The organism is Phycisphaeraceae bacterium (assembly GCA_019636675.1).
Classification (GTDB): domain Bacteria; phylum Planctomycetota; class Phycisphaerae; order Phycisphaerales; family UBA1924; genus JAHBXC01.
This window is the reverse complement of the sequence record JAHBXC010000003.1, coordinates 311,429-332,297: the sequence shown is the minus strand read 5'-3', so window position 1 is coordinate 332,297 and position 20,869 is coordinate 311,429. Positions and strand designations below refer to the sequence as shown.

The following is a 20,869-nucleotide window of genomic DNA, read 5'->3' as shown; positions in this document are numbered from 1 at the left end:
CGCTGACAGTGGTGATCGTTCGCGCGCTCTTCCCGTGTGCCTCGTGCCTCATCCCTCGTGCCTTCTCAGACATACCATCCCCCATGGTCAAATCCGTCCTCATCCTCGCCGGCGATTTCGTGGAAGACTACGAGGTCTTTGTCCCGTTCCAGATGTGTCAGCTCGTCGGGCTGCGCGTGCACGCCGTCTGCCCGGACCGCAAGGCGGGCGAGAAGGTGAAGACCGCGATCCACGACTTCGAGGGCGACCAGACCTACACCGAGAAGCCCGGGCACGGCTTCGCGCTGAACCACGACTTCGCGCGCGTGAACCCCTCGGACTACGACGGGCTGTATGTGCCGGGCGGGCGCGCGCCCGAATACCTGCGCCTCAACCAGCGCGTCCTCGAGATCACGCGCCACTTCTTCGACGCGAAGAAGCCCGTCGCCGCGATCTGCCACGGCCTCCAGATTCTCTCCGCCGCCGGCGTGCTGAAGGGACGCACCTGCACGGGCTACCCGGCCGTCGGCCCCGAGTGCACAGGCGCAGGCGCAACCTTCAAGAACACTGACGCGACCGAAGCGGTCGTCGACGGCAACCTCGTCACCAGCCCCGCGTGGCCCGGCCACCCGGCGATGATGCGCGAGTTCTTCACGCTGCTGGGTGTGAAGATCTCCGTGTGAGATCGCGGTGTTCCCTACCTCTCCCTAGGGAGAGGTCGCGGAGCGAAGCGACGCGGGTGAGTGCTACCCGTTCTTCCGTGCTTCCGGGCCTTGAATGCAAGCAACGCGCACGCCTGCTGGGCCGTGCGCGTTGTGCGGGACGAGGCGATGGAGAAGAAGATGAGAAGGGGTAGCCCTCATCCGTCTGGCTGCGCCAGACACCTTCCCACGGCGGGGGAAGGGGGCGGTACCATCCCGCCGTGTCCTCCACCCCACCCAACGAACTGCATCGCGTCGTCGGCCTTCCCGGCGCCGTGCTTGTCGGGCTCGGGTCGATCCTCGGGACGGGCGTGTTCGTGTCGCTGGGCGTCGCCGCGGGGATCGCCGGCAACGCGCTGCTGCTGGCGGTCGTGATCTCGGCGTTCGTCGCGGCGTGCAACGCGATGAGCAGCGCGCAACTCTCTGCCGCCCACCCGGTCAGCGGCGGGACCTACGAGTTCGGCTATCGCCTGCTCACGCCCGCGCTGGGGTTCACCGCGGGGTGGATGTTCCTCGTCGCCAAGTCGTTCTCCGCCGCGACGGCGGCGCTGGGGTTCTCGGGGTACCTGCTGCGCGCCCTCGCGATCGATCCGGCGCAGTGGAGGGTCCCCGTCGCGATCGGCGCGGTCGCGCTGTTCACGCTGCTGGTGCTCAGCGGCGTGCGCCGGTCCACGCTCGCGAACACGGTGATCGTCTCGCTCACGATCGTCGCGCTGGGCGTGTTCGTGCTCACCGGCTTCCGCGACGCCGCGGGAAGGGCGAATGTCGCGTTCACGCCCTTCTTCGCGCCTGGCGACGCGTCGGACACGCGTCCGGCGTTCGCGCGCGTGCTCGAGGCGTCGGCGCTGATGTTCGTCGCGTACGCCGGCTACGCGCGGATCACGACGATGGGCGAGGAGATCCGCGACCCGCGCCGCGTCATCCCCTTGGCGATCCTGGGGACGCTCGTGATCGCGCTGGCGATCTATTCGCTGGTGGCGTTCGTGGCGCTGGGCGCGTTCGGGGCGACGAACCTGTTCGAAGCCACGCGCGACGCCGCGGCCCCGCTCGAGGCGTCGGCGCGCCACACCGACGGCCCGATCATCGCGCGCGTCGTGGCGATCGGCGCGATCACCGCGATGCTGGGCGTGCTGCTGAACCTGATCCTGGGGCTGTCGCGCGTCGCGCTGGCGATGGGGCGCCGGAGCGACCTGCCCCCGGCGCTCGCGCGCGTCAGCGTCGGCGGCTCTCCGACGATCGCCGTCGCGTTCGTGGGGCTGGGCGTGGGCGCGCTGGCGCTGCTGGGCGATGTGCGCCTGACCTGGTCGTTCAGCGCGTTCGCGGTGCTGGTGTACTACGCGATCACGAATCTGGCGGCGATCCGGCTGGCGCGAGAGGACCGGATGTACCCGGCGTGGATCGCGTGGGCCGGTCTGGCGGCGTGCGTCTCGCTGGCGTTCTTCGTCGAGGTGCGCGTCTGGGCGATCGGGCTGGGGATCATCGCCGGAGGGCTGGCAATCCGGGCAATCTGCCGCGCCACGCTCGCCCGGGCCTGATCCGGCGCGCCTGGCGAGGGAGTAAAGTGTCGCCTCTCTCCACGCCCCCCAGGAGCCCGACATGCCCCGCCTTCGCAGCGGCACGCTCATCGCCATCCTCCCCGGCGCGCTCGCCTGCGCCGTGTTCGCCCACGGGCCCGAGCAGCGCGCCCGCCCGGCGCTCGACGCGCCCAGCGTCTGGCGCGAGGCCGAGCGCGAGACGCTGGGCGACCATGTCCGCCTCACCGACCCCGCGATGTTCGCGCGCGCCGGCGAGGCCTACTTCGACAAGGACATGAAACGCATCATCTTCCAGGCGGTCCCGCGCGGCGACTGGGACAGCGGCGCCAGCGCCGAGCACTACTCCATGTATGTCGCCACCATCACCCGCGACGAGCGCGGGCTGCCCAGCGGGCTCAGGGACATCGTCCGCGTCTCGCCCGACCACAGCGCCAACACCTGCGGCTGGTTCCACCCCAGGGACACGTGGTCGGTGCTCTTCGGCAGCACGATCGTCGAGCCGGCCAAACAGGCCGCCAGCGGGTACCAGCGGTCCAGCCGCGATTATGTGTGGCAGTTCCCCGAAGAGATGGAGATCGTCGAGGTGCGACTGCCCGGCGCGCCGCCGATCGAGCGGGGCATCGCGATCAAGGACTCGTGCTTCTCGCCGATGATCAATCCGCGCCCGATGACGCAGCGCACGCTCTTCGCGCGCGAGGGCTACGACGCGGAGTGCTCGTGGTCGAGCGACGGGCGCTTCGTGCTGTATGTCAATGTGAAGCCGGGCACGAAGGAGGGCGACATCTTCGTGCACGACACGGAGACCGGCGCCCACCACGCGCTGGTGACGGCGCCCGGATACGACGGCGGGCCGTTCTTCTCGCGCGACGGGGAGTTCATCACCTATCGCAGCGACCGCGTGGGCAACGACCTGCTGCAGGTCTTCGTCGCGAAACTCGCCTTCGAGAACGGCGTGCCGACCGGCATCGAGTGGGAGCGCGAGGTCACGGCCAACGAGCATGTGAACTGGGCGCCCTACTGGTCGAAGGACGGGAAGTGGGTCGCCTATTCGACCAGCGAGGTCGGGCACACGAACTACGAGGTGTTCCTGATCGAGTCGAACACAGGCGACCAGGCCCTGCCGGCGTCGGAGCTGGCTCGGAAGCGGATCACCCACACCGCCGGTTTCGACGGGCTGCCCGTCTTCAGCGAGGACGGCCGCTGGATGATGTGGACGAGCCAGCGCCTGTCCGACACCGACGCCCCGGACGCGAACCCGGGCAGCCAGGTGTGGTGTGCGAGGAGAAGGGAATAGGGAATAGGGAGTAGGGAGCAGATCAGAGAGCGGACCCGCAGAGCGTGCCCTGGGGTGCGTGCGGCGTTTGAGCCAACTGCTTTTCACCCTCTCCCCCTGCTGCCTGTTCCCTGCTCCCCAATGCCTTCCCAAAAGAAAGACCGCTCGGCGCGGTGGGCTGCCGAGCGGCGAAGTGCGTCTGCACCGGCTCAATGCCGTGGTCGGGGGTGCGACCATGCTCCCTCTCATGCCTCCCGCGCGCCGACATTCCGTTGTCGCGCGGCAGGCGTCCAACGCCCCAGTGGCGCAGACGCAGAAGGCCCCGCCCGGCTGGAGGCCGCGCGAGACGGTGCACAGAAGTTCGAAGGAGTGAGTTCGGGCGTGCGCGCGATCGGTCGCGTTCACGGGGCAGCGGCCTCGCACCCCACGGGCGAGTTGAACCCGCGTCCACAGAGGGCAGCGGCAAACAACGCGTCGTGTGGTGTCCGGTCCTGACTCTTGGTCGCTGGCGCCTGTGCATTCGCCGGGGACGACCTGCATGCAGTCTACACGGACCGCAAGTTCTTGCAAGACAAAAACAACGGTTCGTGAAGAAGGTTGCACCCCCGAGGGGGCAATCTGGACAACCCGTGTGAAACTGGGCGGTGTCGCCGAGTGCGACCCGCCCCGAAACACCCCTCATTGTGGGCAAGATCCCGGGGTGCGCCCCGAAAAGAACGCCGCCCCGGCAAGGCCTTGGCCGGGGCGGCGATCGTGGAGTCGTCCTTGTTTCATCTGTCGTTCGGCGGCGTCAGTCCTGAATGGGCCCGCGCCCGCCCTGGCCGCGACCGTTCCGGGGGCCGGGGCCGGGGCCGGGGCCGGGGCGCTGGCCCTCGGCGCCGTCCATCGCCGGGCGTCGCCCCTCGGGGCGCTGCCCGGGGCGCTCGGGACGCTCAGGCGCGTCGACCTCGCCCGTCGCGATGCGCACAGCCCGGCCCACGGCGTGCTGGCCGCGCATCGCGCCTTGGTGCAGCGCCTGGAGCGAGCGGTCGCGCACGCGCAGGACCGCCATGATCTGCTGGGCCGACGCGCCCTGGGCGCGAAGCTCCGCGACCTTGCTCGACGCGATCGCGCCGATCTGGGCGTCGGCGTCGATGATCGCGGTGAGGATCGAATCGCGCGCCTGCTGGGCCGCGAGCGTGATCGCTTCGGTCGGCACGCCCTTCTCGCCGAGGGCCTTTACGGTGTCGACGCCTTGCGTCGCGGCGGCGCGCACGCTCTCGAACGCGCCCTCGCGCACCGCGCGCATCTGCTCTGCCGTCGCCTTCGCGACCTCGATGGTCGCCTCGTCGGGCTGCATCATCATGCCGGCGCCGTGCGGGCCCGGGCCTCGATGGGCCTTGTGGCCCTGGGGGCCGTCGGCGAACGCCGCCCCCACGATCGCGCCAGACGCGATCAGGCCGAGCAGCAGGGTCCGAGTGGTGTTCATGGGATTCTTCATGGTGTCTGGGTCTCCGTCCGTGTCGTGCAGGGCGACGGCCGATCCGTCGCTTCTCTCTCCGGCTTGCTCTCGCCCGGGAGAACGACCCGCCCGGGCCCGTATTGCACCCCGTCGACGAAACAGGCCCCCCGTCGCCGGAGGGCCCGCCCGAGTTCACGGACTGTCCGTTCACGCGATTACCGGCGACGCCGGATCATCGCCGCCACGCCGCCCAGCGCCGCCAGCGCGCCGGTCGCCGGGGTCGGGACGACATAGGTCGTGCCGATCGAGTCGGTGGCGTCGGTGGGCTGGAACTCCGTGCCGAAGATGGCCGCGAAGCCGTACTCACCGAAGGGGATGTCCCGGTCACGGAACAGCGCGAGATCGATCGAGGCAACGAAGCGGTCGGCATAGAACTTCGTGCGCGCCTCGATCTCTTCTTCGAACAGCACGCCGCGGAGATACCCCTGCGGGTTGTAGCGCGTCAGCGCGAGCTCGAGGTCGAGCCCGAGGCCGAGACGAGGGAACATGTCCCCGAAGTCGTTCTGGATGGGGCGAGAGCCGGTGGTCGGGTCGTTGTCGAGGTCGAAGCCGATGAATCCGACGAGGGCCGCGTCATCGCTCACGCTTTCCGGCGCGCCCCACGAGGGCTTGATCGGGTTGTGGAACCCGGCCTCGATGATGAACCGCTCGCGGCTCAGGTCGAAAAACGCGTTGATGTACGCGAGGTCGTGCGCGAAGCCCTTCCCGTCGTAGGGGCGGAGCTCGTCGCCCTGGGCGTCGATGTACGCGTTCGGGGAGGGTGCCGCGAACGCCGTCGCGTGCATCGAAAGGGCGACCCCGGCCGCCGCGAGCATCATGGTGATCTTCATGTCTGTCTCCTCTGTGTGTGGGGGAGCGAGCACTCGCTCCCTGTGCACAACCCGGAGCGAGATTCGCGCACAGGGGGTGTCACTGCGAACACCTTTTTTCTCGCGCGCCGGTATCCTCCTCGCGTGGCGAAGACCCGAACAACCTTCCTCTGCCGCTCCTGCGGCGCCGTGCAACTCAAGTGGATGGGCAAGTGCCCGGACTGCGGCGCCTGGGATTCGCTCGAAGAGCATCGCGCCGCGCCGTCCGCCGCGCTCGACCCCCAGAAGGGCCTCGCCGCGTCGTTCGCGTTCGATCCGGAAAGCGCGGGCGAGGGCGTCGGTCTGTCGGGCGGCATCGCGTCTTTAGAATCGCCCGCCGCGGCGCCCATCGGGCAGATCAGCGACGCCAGCGACGACGCGATCGGGCGCCGTCGCATCCCCACCACCATCGCCGAGTTCGATCGCGTGCTGGGGGGCGGGCTCGTCCCCGGGTCCGCAATCCTCATCGGGGGCGACCCGGGCATCGGCAAGAGCACGCTGCTGCTCCAGGCCGCGGCGTCGCTCGCGTCGCGCTCGGTGCGCACGCTCTATGTCACCTCCGAGGAATCCGCCGAACAGGTGAAACTGCGCGCCGAGCGCCTGCGCTTCGACGCGTCGCGCGACGAGAAACCCAACGCGAGCGCCACCAGACGCGTGCGCGAGGAACTCTGGCTCCTCGCCGACACCAACCTCGCGCGCATCGTCGAGCAGGCGCGCAAGGCGCGCCCCGCCGTGCTGGTCATCGATTCGGTGCAGATGATCTACAAGGCCGACCTCGACGCGTCGCCCGGCTCCATCGCGCAGTTGCGTCGCTGCTGCACGGAACTCGTCTACCTCGCGAAACTCAGCGGGATGACGGTGATCCTCGTCGGGCATGTCACCAAAGAGGGCGCGCTCGCGGGGCCCCGCCTGCTCGAGCACCTCGTCGACGCCGTGCTCTATTTCGAGGGCGACCGCCACCACGCGCACCGCGTGCTGCGAGGCGTAAAGAACCGCTTCGGCACGACGCTCGAGATCGGCCTCTTCGAGATGGGCGACGCCGGACTGCGCGAGATCGCCGACGGCGCGGGCGTCGCCGCCAGTTCCGACAAGCCCATGCCAGGCTCGGTGGTCTGCCCCACGATCAGCGGCACGCGCTGCCTGCTCGTCGAGATGCAGGCGCTCACCGCGACCGGGTTCCTGGGCGCCGCCAAGCGCAAGGCGTCGGGCGTCGATTCGAGCCGGCTCGCGATGCTGATCGCCGTGCTGGAGCAGCACGCCGGGCTGCGCCTCGCGGACCGCGATGTGTTCTCGTCCGCCGTGGGAGGCGTGAAGGTCGTCGAGCCCGCCGCCGACCTCGCGCTGGCGCTGGCCGTCGCGGGTTCGCACCTCAAGCGCACCGTCGCGCCGGCGACGGCGGTGGTGGGCGAAGTCGGTCTGGGCGGCGAGATCCGCCTCGTGTCGCGCCTGGAACAGCGCGTGCGCGAAGCGGCGCGCCTGGGCTACACGACGATCGTCGTGCCGCAGGGATCACCCACGAAGCCACTCGTACGCGCGGGCATCGAGATCGTGCAGGTCCGCACGATCACGGAGGCGATCAAGCAGTTGCTGTGAGGTAGAAGGCAGCAGGGAGTGGGGAGTGGGGAGCAGGCCGGATGAGGAGGAAGCGGAGTATGTGACGCGAAGCGCGTGCGACATCGTCGTCGGGTGCGGCGAAGGTCCTCCCCTGCTCCCTGTTCCCTCTTCCCTGCTCCCTCCCGACTCAGGCAGCTTTCCGCTGGCTGTACAGCACGCCCAGGCGATAGCCGCCCTCGCAGGGGACGCAGCGGACGACCGAGCCGGTCTTCCAGGCGCCGTGGACCGGGTCCACGCGGATGGAGAGTCGCGAGCCGATGTCGATGGGGGAAGGCACGACGGCGCCCAGGCCAGTCGCGCTCGCGTCGATGAGCTGCAGGCGCAGGAGGACGGGCATGTCCACCCCGCTCGCGATCACCGCTTGCATAGACCCCCCGGCAGGGGCCCGATCTCCGGCTCGCCGCTCGAACTTCAGCGGCGCGAGCGCATCGCGCTCCGTGTCGTGCTCGTCCATCATGTGCAGGCGGGGGAGATTCGCCACGGCTACGACTCCTTGTCCTGTCCGCGCCGGGGCGGCTACGCGCCCTCGATCACCCGCCGGACGCACGCGACTTCACTCCGTCGCGTGGACCAGCCGGGCGGGGCGTCCGTGCCCGCGGCCTCGGCGTGTCGTTCCGGGCGATCTATCGGCGCTGCCGGGGTCGACCTTGACGACTCGCGCGAGCAAAGTGTGAGAATCCGTCATCCTCACCGACGACCAGCGCCCCGGCGCGCAAGCCGTGGCGCCCCAGTGCGCTGCGCGATCTCGCCCCGCCCCGCCCGCGCTTTCACGCAGAATTCGCGCCGTCTCGCTTGATATCGACGCCCTCGCCTGCCGATAACTCCCCCCCACCGGGCATCCGCCCGGCGCACACTCGGATGGGTCAGAGGAGAGTCCCCCTTGCGCACCGCCTGCGTTCTTTCGGCGATTATCTCGGTCACTGTCTGCGCCGCGCCCGCCGGGCGCCCGGACCTGCGCGGCTTCATCCCCCAGCGCGCCGAGACACTCTTCATCACGCTCCCCACGGCGATCGACGCCCCGCACCACGACGCGCTCGCAGACGGACGCTCCATGCTCGCGCTGCTCTGCATCGATCTCGACGCGCTCCTCGCGCCGCGCGACGCCGACCGGGCCCCCCTGCTCACCGACGCCAGGACCCCAGACCGGGCCCTGACCTTCACCCTCGACCTCTGAGCCGACCCGCCCGGGACCGCTGACTAGCATCGTGCCCCCATCGCCGCTCCCCCTCGCAGGAGAGGGGCGCTCGGGGTCTCCTTCGTTCAACCCCTCCCGCTCGCGGGAGCGGGCAGGGGGAGGGTCTTCTTTTCCTCACGCGATCGCCGAGACCAACCCATGACCGACGCCGCCAACACCCTGCCCAACGCCAAAAAGTCGATGGACGACATCGTCTCCCTGTGCAAGCGCCGGGGCTTCATCTTCCAGGCATCCGAGATCTACGGCGGCATCAACGGCTTCTGGGATTACGGCCCCCTCGGCGCCCAGCTCAAGAAGAACCTCAAGGACGCCTGGTGGCAGGATGTCGTCCTCACCCCCCCCGACGGCCCCGACGGCAAGCCCGTCAGCATGGTCGGGCTCGACTCGTGCATCATCCAGCATCCGAATGTCTGGAAGGCGAGCGGCCATGTCGACGGCTTCAACGACCCACGCATGGACGACAAGGAGACGAAGCAGCGGTTCAGGGCGGATCACCTGATGGGCCTCTTTATTCAAGGCGAGTTCGGCAAGATCGATGTATCGGCACCACGGGAGGGCACGCTGCCCTCAGGCCAACCAGGTCGCATGGTCAGTGATCATCAAGCCGTGCCGAATTTCACTATCATCGCATCCTCCCCCGAAGAGGCGATTCAAGTCCTCGTGGCCGACAAAGCGACGCAGAAGCGCATCGGCTTTGTCGCGATGCTGGACAGAGACGATCCAAACTATTTCACCGCACAGTTCAAACAGGGCGTGAAACACTTCTCGGTTTCGCCGGTCACTGAAGCGCTGAAGTATGAGTACACGCAATTCGTGCCGTCGCCATTCACTAACAAAGCCGGGCATCTCACTCCTCCCCGCGCCTTCAACCTCATGTTCCAGACCTATATCGGCGCCACCGCCACCGAGGAAGACAAGGCCTACCTCCGCCCCGAGACCGCGCAGGGCATCTTCATCAACTACAAGAATGTCCTCGACTCGACGCGCGTGAAGGTCCCCTTCGGCATCGCGCAGATCGGCAAGGCGTTCCGCAACGAGGTCACGCCGCGCAACTTCACCTTCCGCTCGCGCGAGTTCGAGCAGATGGAGATCGAGTTCTTCTGCCCGCCCGACCAGACGGGCGTGTGGTACCAGTTCTGGCGCGAGTGGCGTTTCAACTGGTGGCGCGCGCTGGGGCTGTCCTCCGAGAACCTCCAGATGCGCGAGCACGACCGCGACGAACTCGCCCACTACGCCAAGACCGGCGCAGGCACCGCCGACATCGAGTACCGCTTCCCCTTCACCAACCCCGGCTACGGCGAGCTCGAGGGCATCGCCGACCGCTCCAACTTCGACCTCACCCAGCACGCGAAACACAGCGGCGCGAAGCTCGAGTACTTCGACCAGGAGAAGAACGAGCGCTACATGCCCCATGTCGTCGAGCCCAGCGCCGGCGCCGACCGCGGCACGCTCGCCCTGATCTGCGAGGCGTACACGCCCGACCCCTTGCGCCCCTCCGGCGTCGTCATGAAGTTCCACCCGCGCGTCGCGCCGATCAAGGCCGCGGTGTTCCCCCTCGTGAACAAGGACGGCATGCCCGAGGTCGGCGAGAAACTGCACGCGGAACTGCGGCGCAAGTTCGGCAGCGTGGATTACGACCCCAAGCAGTCCATCGGCAAGCGCTACGCGCGCATGGACGAGGCCGGCTGCCCCTTCTGCTTCACCATCGACGGCGACACGATGACCGACCAGACCGTCACGGTGCGCGACCGCGACACGCTCGAGCAGTCACGCGTCGGCCTCGATCAGGTCTCGTCGTTCCTGCTCGACAGGTTGGCGTAAGAAGGCAGCAGGGAATGGGCAGCAGGGAGCGGGAAGGCCCGCTGCCTCTTGCCCGATCCCCTCCGCCCTGCTGCCTGCTGCCTGCTCCCCACTCCCTCCCCATACACTCCCCCATGAGCAACCAGCCGCGAAACCTCGAGGCGCCGTGGCGCGACGCGTACCTGCGTTCCATGTCTGACGAGGGCGCGGAGGGCGCGTCGCCGGCGCGTTCCGCGAGCGGGTCGTTCCTGCGCGACTACTGGATGAGCCCCGAGCAGGACGAGCAGAACCACGTCATCGCGCGCGTGCCCAACGCGAGCGGCGCGCTCGACGATCGCGAGGGGACCGGGGGCATGATCCTGCTCAACCTCTACCCCTACGCCGGGGGCCACCTGCTGGTGGCGCTGGGCGAGGCGCGCGCGCGTCTGCTGGACTACTCGCCCGCGCAGCGCGCGTCGCTGTGGGATCTGGTCGAGCGCGCCTCGCTGCTGATGGAGCGCGCGCTGCAGCCCCAGGGGATCAACTACGGCGTCAACGAGGGGCGCGCCGCCGGCGCCGGCGTGCCCCAGCACCTGCACGCGCACCTCGTCCCGCGCTGGCAAGGCGATGTGAACTTCATGACGACGGTGGCGAACGCGCGCGTGATCCCCGTGTCGGTCGACGCGACGGCGGAGCGGTACCGGGCGGTCTGGGCCACGATCCGCGCCGGCTCGGGCGTTCGCTGACGGCTGGCGGGTCGTTTCTTCGCTGTTTCTGCCAGCTTGCCCCGCTTCGCGCGGCTCTTCGCCAACATTTGCTTGCGTCCCGCGACACGCCGCCGGATACTGGCCTGGTCAGTCCGGCTCCATCGCCGGCGTGGGAAGCCACCGATGCCAAGCCCCGCATTCTCCGCATTGGTCGCGTGCTGTGCGCTGGGTGTCGTTGCGCCTTCGACGCACGCTCAGGGCGGACGCTCCGCGCTGTTCGACGCCGAGGTCCACACCTCGGGCGGGCTGCATGTCGAGTTCACGCGACCGATCGCGACGCGCGACGACGCCGGGCTCGAGCTGGCGCCCCACGAGGCGCGCTTCGGCGCCGGCGTCGCGATCGCCGGCGCCGCCGCCGCGTTCACCACGATTCACACCGCCCAGAACCGATCTCGCCTGGCGGTGGGTCCCAGCGCCGATTACTCCGGCTGGATCCTCTGCGCGTACAGCACCACCGCCGCACGCGTGGAGGTCAGCATCATCGACGAGAACACCGGGGCGCTGACCGGGACGATCAACACCCGACAGGCGTTGTACCCGTTCACGCACGGCGTGCGGACCCGACGCCCAAGCGCCGTGAGCGTCGCGCCCGGGCTGATCGTGCTGCTGTGCCAGACCGAGATCTCCGGGGTCGTGAAGGGCGTGTCGTTCGTCGGCTCGACGGACCGGGGCGCGTCGTGGACCGTGCTCGCCGAGTTCGAAGACGAGCCACAGCCCGGCGTGTCGCGCGTGAAGGAATGGTCGATGCGCCAGTGGTACACGCTGGAGCGATCGGAAGGCGTGCCGAACGAGATCTGGATCCCCGCCGTGGACTACCGATGGGCGTCCGGCCCGGCGTCGGGCTGGTCGGGCTTCCTGCTGCGCGCGACGCGCGCGAACCCCGGCGAGCGATGGGAGGTCGCCGTCGCGAAGATCCGCCAGCACGACCGCGTGGGCTTCACGGGCGGCGCGTTCCACGCGCACAGCATGGGGCTCGTCAGCGACGGCGAGGGCGGGATGATCGTGCTCGTGCCGGTGGGAGACACCATCGACGACAACGCGATCATCAAGGGTTCGCTGCCCCCGGGCGCCAACTGGGCAGATCCCGACGCGTGGTCGTGGGACGACGCGTGGCACGGCGCCCTGGGCGACCCCAACGCCGGCGCGACCGAGGGCCTCCAGGGCGTGGGCATGAGCGTCGGTCCCGAGGAAGGCACGCTGCTCATCGGCTCGGACACGCAGGCCGACGCGATCTACCTCGTCGATGCGCGCGCCCCCAAGGGTGAGCCGAAAGTCGTCTACAAGCCCCAGATGAGCGACGCGACCGGGCAGGAATGCTTCAGCATCGTCAACCCGCACCCCCACGCGCCCCAGACCGTCGGGTGGTTCGCCGCGACGCGTCCCAAGCTGGGCGTCGGGGGCGAGGGGGGCGCGGCCGGCGCGTATTCACGCGTGGTCTTCTCTCCCGATGCGCGCGCATGGACCGAGGTGATGTCCGCCGCCGCCGGTTCGGCGCTCCACGCGACGACCGTCGCGGCCAGCCAGAACAACCTCTATGTCGCCTCGCACATGGGCGCCCCGGGCAACATGGGCGTCAGCTCGCGCGCCACACCCCGGGCCCGAACCATGCGCGGCCTTCTTCTCAACGACGGCGGCGAGCAGCGAATCCTCGATTGGTATTGGCCCTTTCGCGGCACGGGCGTCACGCTCACCGAAGTCACCCACGACCTCGCCTCCCTCGGTGTCCCGAAGCAGCCCTCCTACGGCAAGGTGTTCCGCGCAGAGCGCCCCGCCGGCGCAGGCACCGTGATCCTCTACGGGCTGGCGTCGTCAGACCTGCCACCCGGGCCGGTCTCGGGGCGGGTCTGGATGTACAACCTCGCGCCGACGGGTAATTTCGTCGGCTTCGCCGACACCGGCGAGGGCGGCGCCGGCGCACTCAACCCCACGCTCGGGGGCGGCGCGACCTACCTCTCCGCGGGCCAGTGGCACGCCGTCGACCTCATGGGCGTGCGAAGCGCGCCCGGGCCGGTCAGTCTGCGCGTCCAGACCGCCACCCAGTCGCCCCTCGACATGCTCATCTGCGTGGACTCGCTCTCCACCAGCCACTCGCCGCCCGGCTACGCCCTCGCCGGGCACGGGGCCGTCGGCGCGCCCGAAACCCTCACCGCCTCGCGCTTCGACGCGAGCCACGCCGTCACCGTCTACCACGCCTTCCGCTCGCAAAGCCACGGCGTCGACACCCGCTGGCATATGCCCGTGCGGTTCCCTCTGCTCAGCGCCTACGCCGACAGGGACAACTACATCCTCGTCGAAGCCGAGATCTCCCACACTCCCGTCCTGCGCATGACCGTGGTCGAGGGAGGCAAACAGATCGGCTCGCCCGCCGAGCACACCGCCCGGTGGGCGCGCGACGAGCAGACGCTGCTCGCGCTCGCGTTCGACCGCGACGCAGGCGCCGTGGAGATCACCTTCTCGCACGCCGGCTCGACTCTCACCACGATGGGGGTCAGCAAGGGCGCCCCATTCACCACGCTCCTCCCACAGGAGCTGCGCCTCGCGTGGTTCGAGGGCATGCCCACCTTCCCCAGCGTCCAGTGCGCGCTCCGCGTGCTCGACGGCGTCGCGCACCCACAAAGCCAGCGCGAAGCGACGCTCTCCGGCGTCGACTGGATCCCCGCCGCGCAGACCGCCTGCAGCATCGACACCAACGGCGACGGCGTCATCAACTTCGCCGACCTGAACGCGGTCCTCACCGACTTCGGGCGTGCCGGAGAGGGTCTGCCCGGCGATGTGAACTGCGACGGCGCGGTGAACTTCGCCGATCTCAACGTGATCCTGAGCGCGTTCGGCAGCGCACCGTGACAGCCCGGACGACGCGCACGCGCGCCGAGGGCCTCACGCCCTGAGCGATGGGCTCTCCACCATCTTCACCTTCGAGATCGCCGCCGACGACGCCCTGCGCAGCGCGTCAAGCCCGCCGTCGCGCAACGCGCGGTCGAGCGCGTACCGCGTCGACGCGCCGTCGACGCCCACCGTCAGCACGCCCCTCGCCAGCGCGACGATCGAGGTGCGCGACAGCAGGTCGGGCGGGCACGCCGCCTCCCACGCGGCACACGCGCCGGCGAGACGCTTCGAGTCTCGCTGGTACCGGCGCGCCGTATCCGCCAGCGACGCCAGCGACAGGTCGCGCTGCGCGTAGACGCGCAGCGTGCGCAGCTTCCCCAGCGACGCGTCGGCGGCGCGGGCCTCGAGGTCGGGGTGGGATGAGCGGTCGGGCACGCTGAGATCCTACAGGCCCCCGCCCCGGCGCGGGCGCGGTAAAGCCCGGAGAGTTCAGCAAAGATTCTCGAGGAAACCCGCGATCCCGTGGTAGTCTGGTCCAGGGCAGGAGATCCGACCGCCTTTGCTCGAGGGAACATGCCGAGCCGCATCGTCATCGCGTTGATCAGCGCCGTCTGCGCCCCGACGATTCCGCCGGCGACGGCCCAGCCACTGCGCGCCGTCCTCTTCGACGGCGTGATCCAGGCGGATCGCGGCCTCACGGCGCGCTTCTCGCGCCCGCTCGCCACGCTCGACGACGCGGGCCTCCCTGTGGCATCGGACGACCCCCGCTTTACCGACCGGGGCGCGATCGCCGGCGCCGTCGCGTCGTTCGCGACGGTCGCTCCCCTGGGCAACTACTCGCGTCTCGCGGTCGGCCCCGCCGCCGACTCCTCGGGCTGGGTCCTCTGCGCCTACAACGGCGCGCTGAACCGCGTCGAGGTCAGCGCCATCGACCCCGCTTCCGGCGAGCTCACCGGCACGGTGATCGCGGCCCAGACCGACGAGCCATTCCAGAGCGGACCCACAGACACCCCCGGGACGGTCAGGCGATTCCCGAATGCCTTCAGCGCCGCTCCGGGGCTGCTCGTCGCGTTGTGTCAGTACAGCGTGTACGCCGACGACCCGGCGAATCCCGGGGAAATGGCCTACGTCAGCGCTGGCGTCTCGTTCGTCGTGTCGGTCGATTCGGGCGCAACATGGTCCGTCCTGCGCGATTACCCGAACGAGCCGCAGTACGGCCTGAAACGAGTGCGCGAGTGGGCCATGCGCCAGTGGTACACCCTCTCGCGCTCCGACGAGACGCCCAACGAGGTCTGGATCCCTGCGGTGGACTACCGCGCCAGCGGCGGCACGCCGGCGGGCTGGTCTGGCTTCCTCGTCCGCGCCGCGCGTGAGAGCCCCGACCACGACTGGTCGATCGAGGTCGCCAAAATCCGACAGCACGATCGCGAGGGGTTTCTCGGCGGCGCATTCCACGCGCACAGCATGGGCCTCGTGTCCGACGGCGAAGGCGGCATGATCGTCCTCGTTCCCGTCGGCGACACCATCGACGACAACGCCATCATCAAGGGATCGCTCGCCGCAAGGGCGGACTGGCGCAACCAGGCGAACTGGTCCTGGGACGACGCCTGGCACGGATCGCTCGGCGATCCCAACGCCGGGGCGACCGAGGGCCTGCAGGGCGTGGGGATGTGCGTCGGACCCGATGAGGGAACGCTGCTGATCGGCAGCGACACCCAGGCCGACGCCATCTATCTCGTCGACGCGCGCGCCGCCAAGGGCAGCCCGAGGGTCGCGTACAAACCCGCCAAAAGCGACGGCACAGGCCAGGAGTGCTTCACCATCGTGAACCCCCACCCGCACGCGCCAACGACCACGGGGTGGTTCGCGACGACGAGACCCAAGGCGGCGTGTGAGGGCGAGGGCGCATCGCCAGCAACCTACGCGCGCGTCGTCCACTCCCCCGACGGTCGGAACTGGGCCGAGATCATGTCCGCCGCCAACGGCTCGACGCTGTACGGCGCCTCGGTCGGAGCGAGCGACCGCCACGTCTTCGTCGCCTCAGCCCTCGGCGCGCCGGCGAACAACGGGCTGACACGACGCCGTATCCCCGCGGTGCGCACCTTCGAAGGGCTGGTGCTGAGCAACGGCGCGACGCGTCGGACGCTCGACGACTACACCCCGACTCCACGCGCCGGCGTGACCATCACCGACGAGACCGACTCGCTCGACGCGCTGGGCGTCGCGCCGCTGCCGGCGTTCGGACGCGTCTTCCGCGCGCAGCGCCCTGCGGGTCTCGGGGCGCTGCTGTTCACCGGCAACGCCACGCTGGCGTTGTCGCCGGGCCCGGTGTCGGGCCGCGTGTGGGTCTACAACCTCGCCGACGGGGGGAACTTCCTCACCTTCGCGGACATCGCGCCCGGCGGCGCAGGAGGCCTGACGCCGACCACCGGGGGCGGCGCGACATACTTCGCGAACAAGCAGTGGTTCCCCATCGACCTGCAGGGCGTCAAAGCAGAGGCCGGGCCCCTGAACCTGCGCATGCAGACCGCGAATTACACGCCCGTGGATGTGCTCGTGAGCGTGGATTCGATCAGCGACTCCGCGCTGCCGCCGCCCTTCCCGATCGACGGCCAGGACACACACGCAGCGCCGGAGACCCTGAGCGTGCGGGGCTTCGACGCCGCCGACGGCATGACCGTGTACCACGCGTTCCGCACGCAGCCCTACGGGGTCGATGTCCGATGGCGACCTCGCCTCGCGTACCCGGCGCTCGCGGCGTACCTCGACGCCGACAACTACATCCTCGTCGAGGCGCTGGTGTGCAGCGAGGCCTCGCTTCGCCTGACCGTCGTGGAAGACGGGGCGACCGTCGCGGCGCCGTTGTCGACGATCGCGCGGTGGTCGCGCGACGAGCAGGTCCTGCTCGGCCTCGCGTACGACCGGCACGGGGGATCTGTCGAACTCTCCTTCTCGCTCGCGGGCGGGCTCCTCACCACGCTCCGCATCGAGAAGGGATCGGCGTTCACGACGCTCGTTCCCGACGAGCTCCGCCTCGCGTGGTTCGACGGCTCGATCGTCTTTCCAACCGTGCACTGCGCCGTCGCGATCGCCGAAGGACGCACCGACGACGCGACGACCAGAGAGGGAGTCCTCTCCACCACCGGCTGGATCCCGGCGCGCAGGCCCGGCTGCTCGCCCGATGTCAACGCCGACGGAGCCGTGGACTTCGCCGACCTCAACGCGGTCCTCAGCGATTTCGGCCGTCTCGGAGATGATCTGCTCGGCGACGCGAACTGCGACGGGGCGGTCGACTTCGCGGACCTGAACGCGGTGCTGAGCGCGTACGGCTCGTCGATCTGAGCGGGTCCATCACCGCGCCCCGGCGAAGGCCTCCGTGGGCGCTTCGTTCGCGTAATCCTGCAACGCCGCGACCTGCCAGTCGCCGGCGCGCAGCGCCTCGATCGCCCGGACCGCGGCACGCGCGCCGCTGGCGGTCGTGATCATCGGCACGCCCATCCGCGTCGCCGTCGCGCGGATCTTGCCCTCGTCGGTGTTCCACCCGGTGCGCGTGGGCGTGTTGATGACCAGCTGGATCTCCCCGCTCTTCAGCAGGTCGAGCACGTTGGGCCGCGCGCCCTCCGCGATCTTCTTCAGCGCCTCGACCTTCACCGAATGCGAACGCAGGAACTCCGCGGTGCCCTTGGTGGTGTAGACGCCGAAGCCCATCGAACGCAGCGAGCGCGCCACCTCGACCACCAGCGGCTTGTCCTCCTCGCGCACCGACAGGAACACATTGCCCGCGATAGGCAGGTGCACGCCGGCGCCCATCTGCGCCTTCGCGAACGCGATGGGCAGCGAGCGGTCGATGCCCATCACCTCGCCCGTCGAGCGCATCTCGGGACCGAGCACCACATCCACGCCCGGGAACTTCGAGAACGGGAACACCGGCTCCTTCACCGAGTAGTACCCCGTGTCCGGGAGTTCTCGCGCGCCCTGCTCGCGCAGCGACAGCCCCAGCATCGCCTTGGCGGCCATCGAGGGCCACGACACGCCCTTCGCCTTGCTCACGAAGGGAGCGGTGCGCGACGCGCGCGGGTTCACCTCGAGCAGGTACACCTCGTCGTCCTTCACCGCCATCTGCGCGTTCATCAGCCCGCACACGCGCAACTCCTTCGCCAGCGCGCGGCTGATCTCGCGGATCCGCTTCACAACCGTCTTGTGCAGACCGAAGGGCGGCACCACGCAGGTGGAGTCGCCCGAGTGGATGCCCGCCTGCTCGATGTGCTCCATCACGCCGCAGACCAGCGCCTGGCCTTCCGACGACTTGCCCGATGGGTCATAGTCCGCGACGACATCGACATCGACCTCCGTCGCGCCGTCGAGGAACTTGTCGATCAGCACCGGCGCGTCGGACAGGTCCGACACATCGACGGCGCGCGTCATGTACGAGCGCAGCGCGCGCTCGTCCGAGCAGATCTCCATCCCGCGCCCGCCCAGGACATACGACGGGCGCACGAGCACCGGGTAGCCGATGCGACCGGCGATCTCCGCCGCTTCCTCGAGCGCGTACGCGATGCCCGACGCCGGGCGCTGCAGCGAGAGCTTGTCGAGCAGCGCGTCGAACCGCTTGCGGTCCTCCGCCAGGTCGATCGAATCGAGCGATGTCCCGATCAGCGGCGCCCCGGCCTTCACCAGCCCGTGCGCCAGGTTCAGGGGCGTCTGCCCGCCGAACTGCACGATCACGCCCTTCACCGGGCCCTCGCTGCCCGTCGCGGCCTTGCCCTTGCCGCGGTTCAGACGCTCGACGACATTCAGCACATCCTCCAGCGTCAGCGGCTCGAAGAAGAGCAGGTCGCTCGTGTCGTAGTCCGTCGACACCGTCTCGGGGTTCGAGTTGATCATCACCGACTCGAAGCCCATCTCGCGCGCCGCGAACGCGGCGTGCACGCAGCAATAGTCGAACTCGATCCCCTGCCCGATGCGGTTGGGCCCGCCACCCAGGATGATCACCTTCTCGCGATCGGTCAGGCGGATCTCGTCCTCGGGCGCGATCTCGGTCACGCGCCCGCTCTCGTCGACATGCTTCCGACCCGTCTCGTAGGTCGAGTAGAAGTAGGGCGTGACCGCCTCGAACTCCGCGGCGCAGGTGTCGACGAGTTTGTAGACCGGCGTGACGCCCTGCCCCTCGCGGTGCGCGCGCACCTTCAGGATCGTCTCGGCGCTGATCTTCCCGAAATACAGGTTCGCGAGCTGCGCATCGGAATACCCGAGACGCTTGGCCTCGACCAGCGTCTCGCGCGGCAGCGCGTCGATCGTCTCGTGTTTCGTCAGCTCGTCCTCGAAGTCCACCAGCTGCTTGAACTGGTCGAGGAACCACGGGTCGATGTTGGTCAGCTCGTGGACGCGCTCGATGCCCCAGCCCATCTTGAGCGCGTAGCGGACATAGTACAGGCGCCCCTGCGAGGGGATGCTCAGCTTGCGCGTGAGCTTCTCGTCCTCGATGGGCCACTGCATCGGCTCGCCGTCGGAGTTGCGGATGCGGTCGCGCTCGCGCTCCCCGGTGATCTTCGTCATGAACCACTGGTCGTTGCGGTCGAGCCCGAAGCCGAAGCGCTTGACCTCCATCGAGCGGATCGCCTTCTGCAGCGCCTCCTTGAAGGTGCGCCCGATCGCCATCGCCTCGCCGACCGACTTCATCTGCGTCGTCAGCGTCTGGTCCGCCTCGGGGAACTTCTCGAAGGTCCAGCGGGGCATCTTCACCACGCAGTAGTCGATCGCCGGCTCGAAGCACGCGCTCGTCGTGCCCGTCACATCGTTGCGCAATTCGTCCAGCGTGTAGCCCACCGCCAGTTTGGCGGCGATCTTCGCGATCGGGAAGCCCGTCGCCTTGCTCGCCAGGGCCGACGAGCGCGACACGCGCGGGTTCATCTCGACGACGAGCATCTCGCCGTCGTCGGGGTTGACGCAGAACTGGACGTTGCTGCCCCCGGTCTCGACGCCCACGGCGCGCATGATCGCGAACGCCGCGTCGCGCATCCGCTGGTATTCCTTGTCCGTCAGCGTCATGATCGGCGCGACGGTGATGGAGTCGCCGGTGTGGACGCCCATCGCGTCGATGTTCTCGATGCCGCAGACGATGATGCAGTTGTCGTGGCGGTCGCGGACGACCTCGAGCTCGTATTCCTTCCACCCGATGACGGACTGGTCGATCTGCACCTGCCCGATCATCGAGGCGCGCAGGCCGCGCGAGACGATGTCCTCGAACTCCTCGCGGTTGTAGGCGATGCCGCCTCCGGCGCCGCCCAGCGTGAAGGCGGGGCGGATGATCGCCGGGAGGCCGATCTCGTCGAGGAACTCGACCGCGTCCTCCATCGTGGTGACGGATTTGGCTTTGGGGAGTTTGAGCCCGATCGCCTCGCAGATCTTGCGGAACTCGTCGCGGTCTTCGGCGCGATGGATGATGCGCCGGTCGGCGCCGATCATCTCGACGCCCAGCTCGGTGAGCGCGCCCGAATCCCACAGGTTGCACGCGACATTGAGGGCCGTCTGCCCGCCCAGCGTGGGGAGGATCGCGTCGATGGGCGTGCCCAGGTCGCGCTCCTTCTCGATGATCTTGCGCACCGCCTCGGGCGTGATGGGCTCGATGTAGGTGCGATCCGAGAAGGCCGGATCGGTCATGATCGTCGCGGGGTTGGAGTTGACGAGGACGACGCGGTAGCCCTCCTGCTTGAGGGACTTGCACGCCTGGACGCCCGAGTAGTCGAACTCGCACCCCTGCCCGATGACGATGGGCCCCGAGCCGAGGATGAGGATGGTGCGCAGGTCGGTGCGTTTGGGCATCGTCGTGGTTGCTCCGAGGGTGCGGGGCT

General features: G+C 69.3%; 14 protein-coding genes. 9 read left to right on the top strand and 5 right to left on the bottom strand.

Features of this window, described 5'->3' with window-relative positions; translation table 11 throughout:
* Positions 1-83: 83 nt before the first annotated feature.
* From KF684_11670 to KF684_11660, 3 genes are all read left to right on the top strand, one after another.
* Positions 84-662, top strand: a complete 579-nt coding sequence (locus tag KF684_11670; protein MBX3353581.1) for a DJ-1/PfpI family protein — start codon at positions 84-86, stop codon at positions 660-662.
* A 239-nt stretch (positions 663-901) separates the two neighbouring features.
* A complete protein-coding gene (locus KF684_11665; protein MBX3353580.1) occupies positions 902-2,215 on the top strand; it encodes an amino acid permease in 1,314 nt (437 codons plus the stop codon).
* A 61-nt stretch (positions 2,216-2,276) separates the two neighbouring features.
* Positions 2,277-3,509 (top strand): PD40 domain-containing protein, encoded by a 1,233-nt coding sequence (locus KF684_11660; protein MBX3353579.1) that lies wholly within the window; start codon positions 2,277-2,279, stop codon positions 3,507-3,509.
* Positions 3,510-4,278: 769 nt separating this feature from the next.
* Here the strand turns inward: KF684_11660 and KF684_11655 are convergent.
* Both KF684_11655 and KF684_11650 read right to left on the bottom strand, forming a co-directional pair.
* Positions 4,279-4,956: a hypothetical protein gene (locus KF684_11655; GenBank protein MBX3353578.1), complete on the bottom strand. Its 678-nt coding sequence runs from the start codon at positions 4,954-4,956 to the stop codon at positions 4,279-4,281.
* 188 nt (positions 4,957-5,144) lie between these two features.
* Positions 5,145-5,819, bottom strand: a complete 675-nt coding sequence (locus KF684_11650) for a hypothetical protein (GenBank protein ID MBX3353577.1) — start codon at positions 5,817-5,819, stop codon at positions 5,145-5,147.
* Between the two features lie 123 nt (positions 5,820-5,942).
* Between KF684_11650 and radA the strand changes: the two genes are divergently transcribed.
* Positions 5,943-7,430 carry a DNA repair protein RadA gene (gene radA / locus KF684_11645; GenBank protein MBX3353576.1) on the top strand — a complete coding sequence of 496 codons (1,488 nt, stop codon included), beginning with the start codon at positions 5,943-5,945 and terminating at the stop codon, positions 7,428-7,430.
* A gap of 148 nt (positions 7,431-7,578) precedes the next feature.
* Here radA and KF684_11640 read toward each other — a convergent pair whose 3' ends face one another.
* A complete protein-coding gene (locus KF684_11640) occupies positions 7,579-7,932 on the bottom strand; it encodes a PilZ domain-containing protein (protein ID MBX3353575.1) in 354 nt (117 codons plus the stop codon).
* 399 nt (positions 7,933-8,331) lie between these two features.
* On the opposite strand from KF684_11640, the gene KF684_11635 reads away from it, so the two are divergent.
* The 4 genes from KF684_11635 (at position 8,332) to KF684_11620 (ending at position 14,036) form a co-directional block, all read left to right on the top strand.
* On the top strand, positions 8,332-8,625 hold the full coding sequence (locus tag KF684_11635) for a hypothetical protein (protein ID MBX3353574.1): 294 nt from the start codon (positions 8,332-8,334) through the stop codon (positions 8,623-8,625).
* A gap of 159 nt (positions 8,626-8,784) precedes the next feature.
* Positions 8,785-10,467, top strand: a complete 1,683-nt coding sequence (locus tag KF684_11630) for a glycine--tRNA ligase (protein MBX3353573.1) — start codon at positions 8,785-8,787, stop codon at positions 10,465-10,467.
* 113 nt (positions 10,468-10,580) lie between these two features.
* Positions 10,581-11,171, top strand: a complete 591-nt coding sequence (locus KF684_11625; protein ID MBX3353572.1) for an HIT domain-containing protein — start codon at positions 10,581-10,583, stop codon at positions 11,169-11,171.
* Between the two features lie 144 nt (positions 11,172-11,315).
* Positions 11,316-14,036: a hypothetical protein gene (locus KF684_11620; GenBank protein ID MBX3353571.1), complete on the top strand. Its 2,721-nt coding sequence runs from the start codon at positions 11,316-11,318 to the stop codon at positions 14,034-14,036.
* A gap of 33 nt (positions 14,037-14,069) precedes the next feature.
* Here the strand turns inward: KF684_11620 and KF684_11615 are convergent, their stop codons facing one another.
* On the bottom strand, positions 14,070-14,453 hold the full coding sequence (locus tag KF684_11615; GenBank protein ID MBX3353570.1) for a DUF721 domain-containing protein: 384 nt from the start codon (positions 14,451-14,453) through the stop codon (positions 14,070-14,072).
* A gap of 138 nt (positions 14,454-14,591) precedes the next feature.
* Between KF684_11615 and KF684_11610 the strand changes: the two genes are divergently transcribed.
* Positions 14,592-17,360: a hypothetical protein gene (locus KF684_11610; protein MBX3353569.1), complete on the top strand. Its 2,769-nt coding sequence runs from the start codon at positions 14,592-14,594 to the stop codon at positions 17,358-17,360.
* 9 nt (positions 17,361-17,369) lie between these two features.
* Here KF684_11610 and carB read toward each other — a convergent pair whose 3' ends face one another.
* Positions 17,370-20,840 carry a carbamoyl-phosphate synthase large subunit gene (gene carB, locus KF684_11605; GenBank protein ID MBX3353568.1) on the bottom strand — a complete coding sequence of 1,157 codons (3,471 nt, stop codon included), beginning with the start codon at positions 20,838-20,840 and terminating at the stop codon, positions 17,370-17,372.
* Positions 20,841-20,869 lie beyond the last annotated feature (29 nt).

What these genes read in the sequence shown, in the direction of transcription:
- KF684_11670 (MBX3353581.1), top strand. Translation starts at nt 84, where the DNA reads ATGGTCAAATCCGTCCTCATCCTCGCCGGCGATTTCGTGGAAGACTAC.
- KF684_11660 (MBX3353579.1), top strand. Translation starts at nt 2,277, where the DNA reads ATGCCCCGCCTTCGCAGCGGCACGCTCATCGCCATCCTCCCCGGCGCG.
- KF684_11655 (MBX3353578.1), bottom strand. Translation starts at nt 4,956, where the DNA reads ATGAACACCACTCGGACCCTGCTGCTCGGCCTGATCGCGTCTGGCGCG.
- KF684_11650 (MBX3353577.1), bottom strand. Translation starts at nt 5,819, where the DNA reads ATGAAGATCACCATGATGCTCGCGGCGGCCGGGGTCGCCCTTTCGATG.
- KF684_11630 (MBX3353573.1), top strand. Translation starts at nt 8,785, where the DNA reads ATGACCGACGCCGCCAACACCCTGCCCAACGCCAAAAAGTCGATGGAC.
- KF684_11625 (MBX3353572.1), top strand. Translation starts at nt 10,581, where the DNA reads ATGAGCAACCAGCCGCGAAACCTCGAGGCGCCGTGGCGCGACGCGTAC.
- KF684_11620 (MBX3353571.1), top strand. Translation starts at nt 11,316, where the DNA reads ATGCCAAGCCCCGCATTCTCCGCATTGGTCGCGTGCTGTGCGCTGGGT.
- KF684_11610 (MBX3353569.1), top strand. Translation starts at nt 14,592, where the DNA reads ATGCCGAGCCGCATCGTCATCGCGTTGATCAGCGCCGTCTGCGCCCCG.
- carB (MBX3353568.1), bottom strand. Translation starts at nt 20,840, where the DNA reads ATGCCCAAACGCACCGACCTGCGCACCATCCTCATCCTCGGCTCGGGG.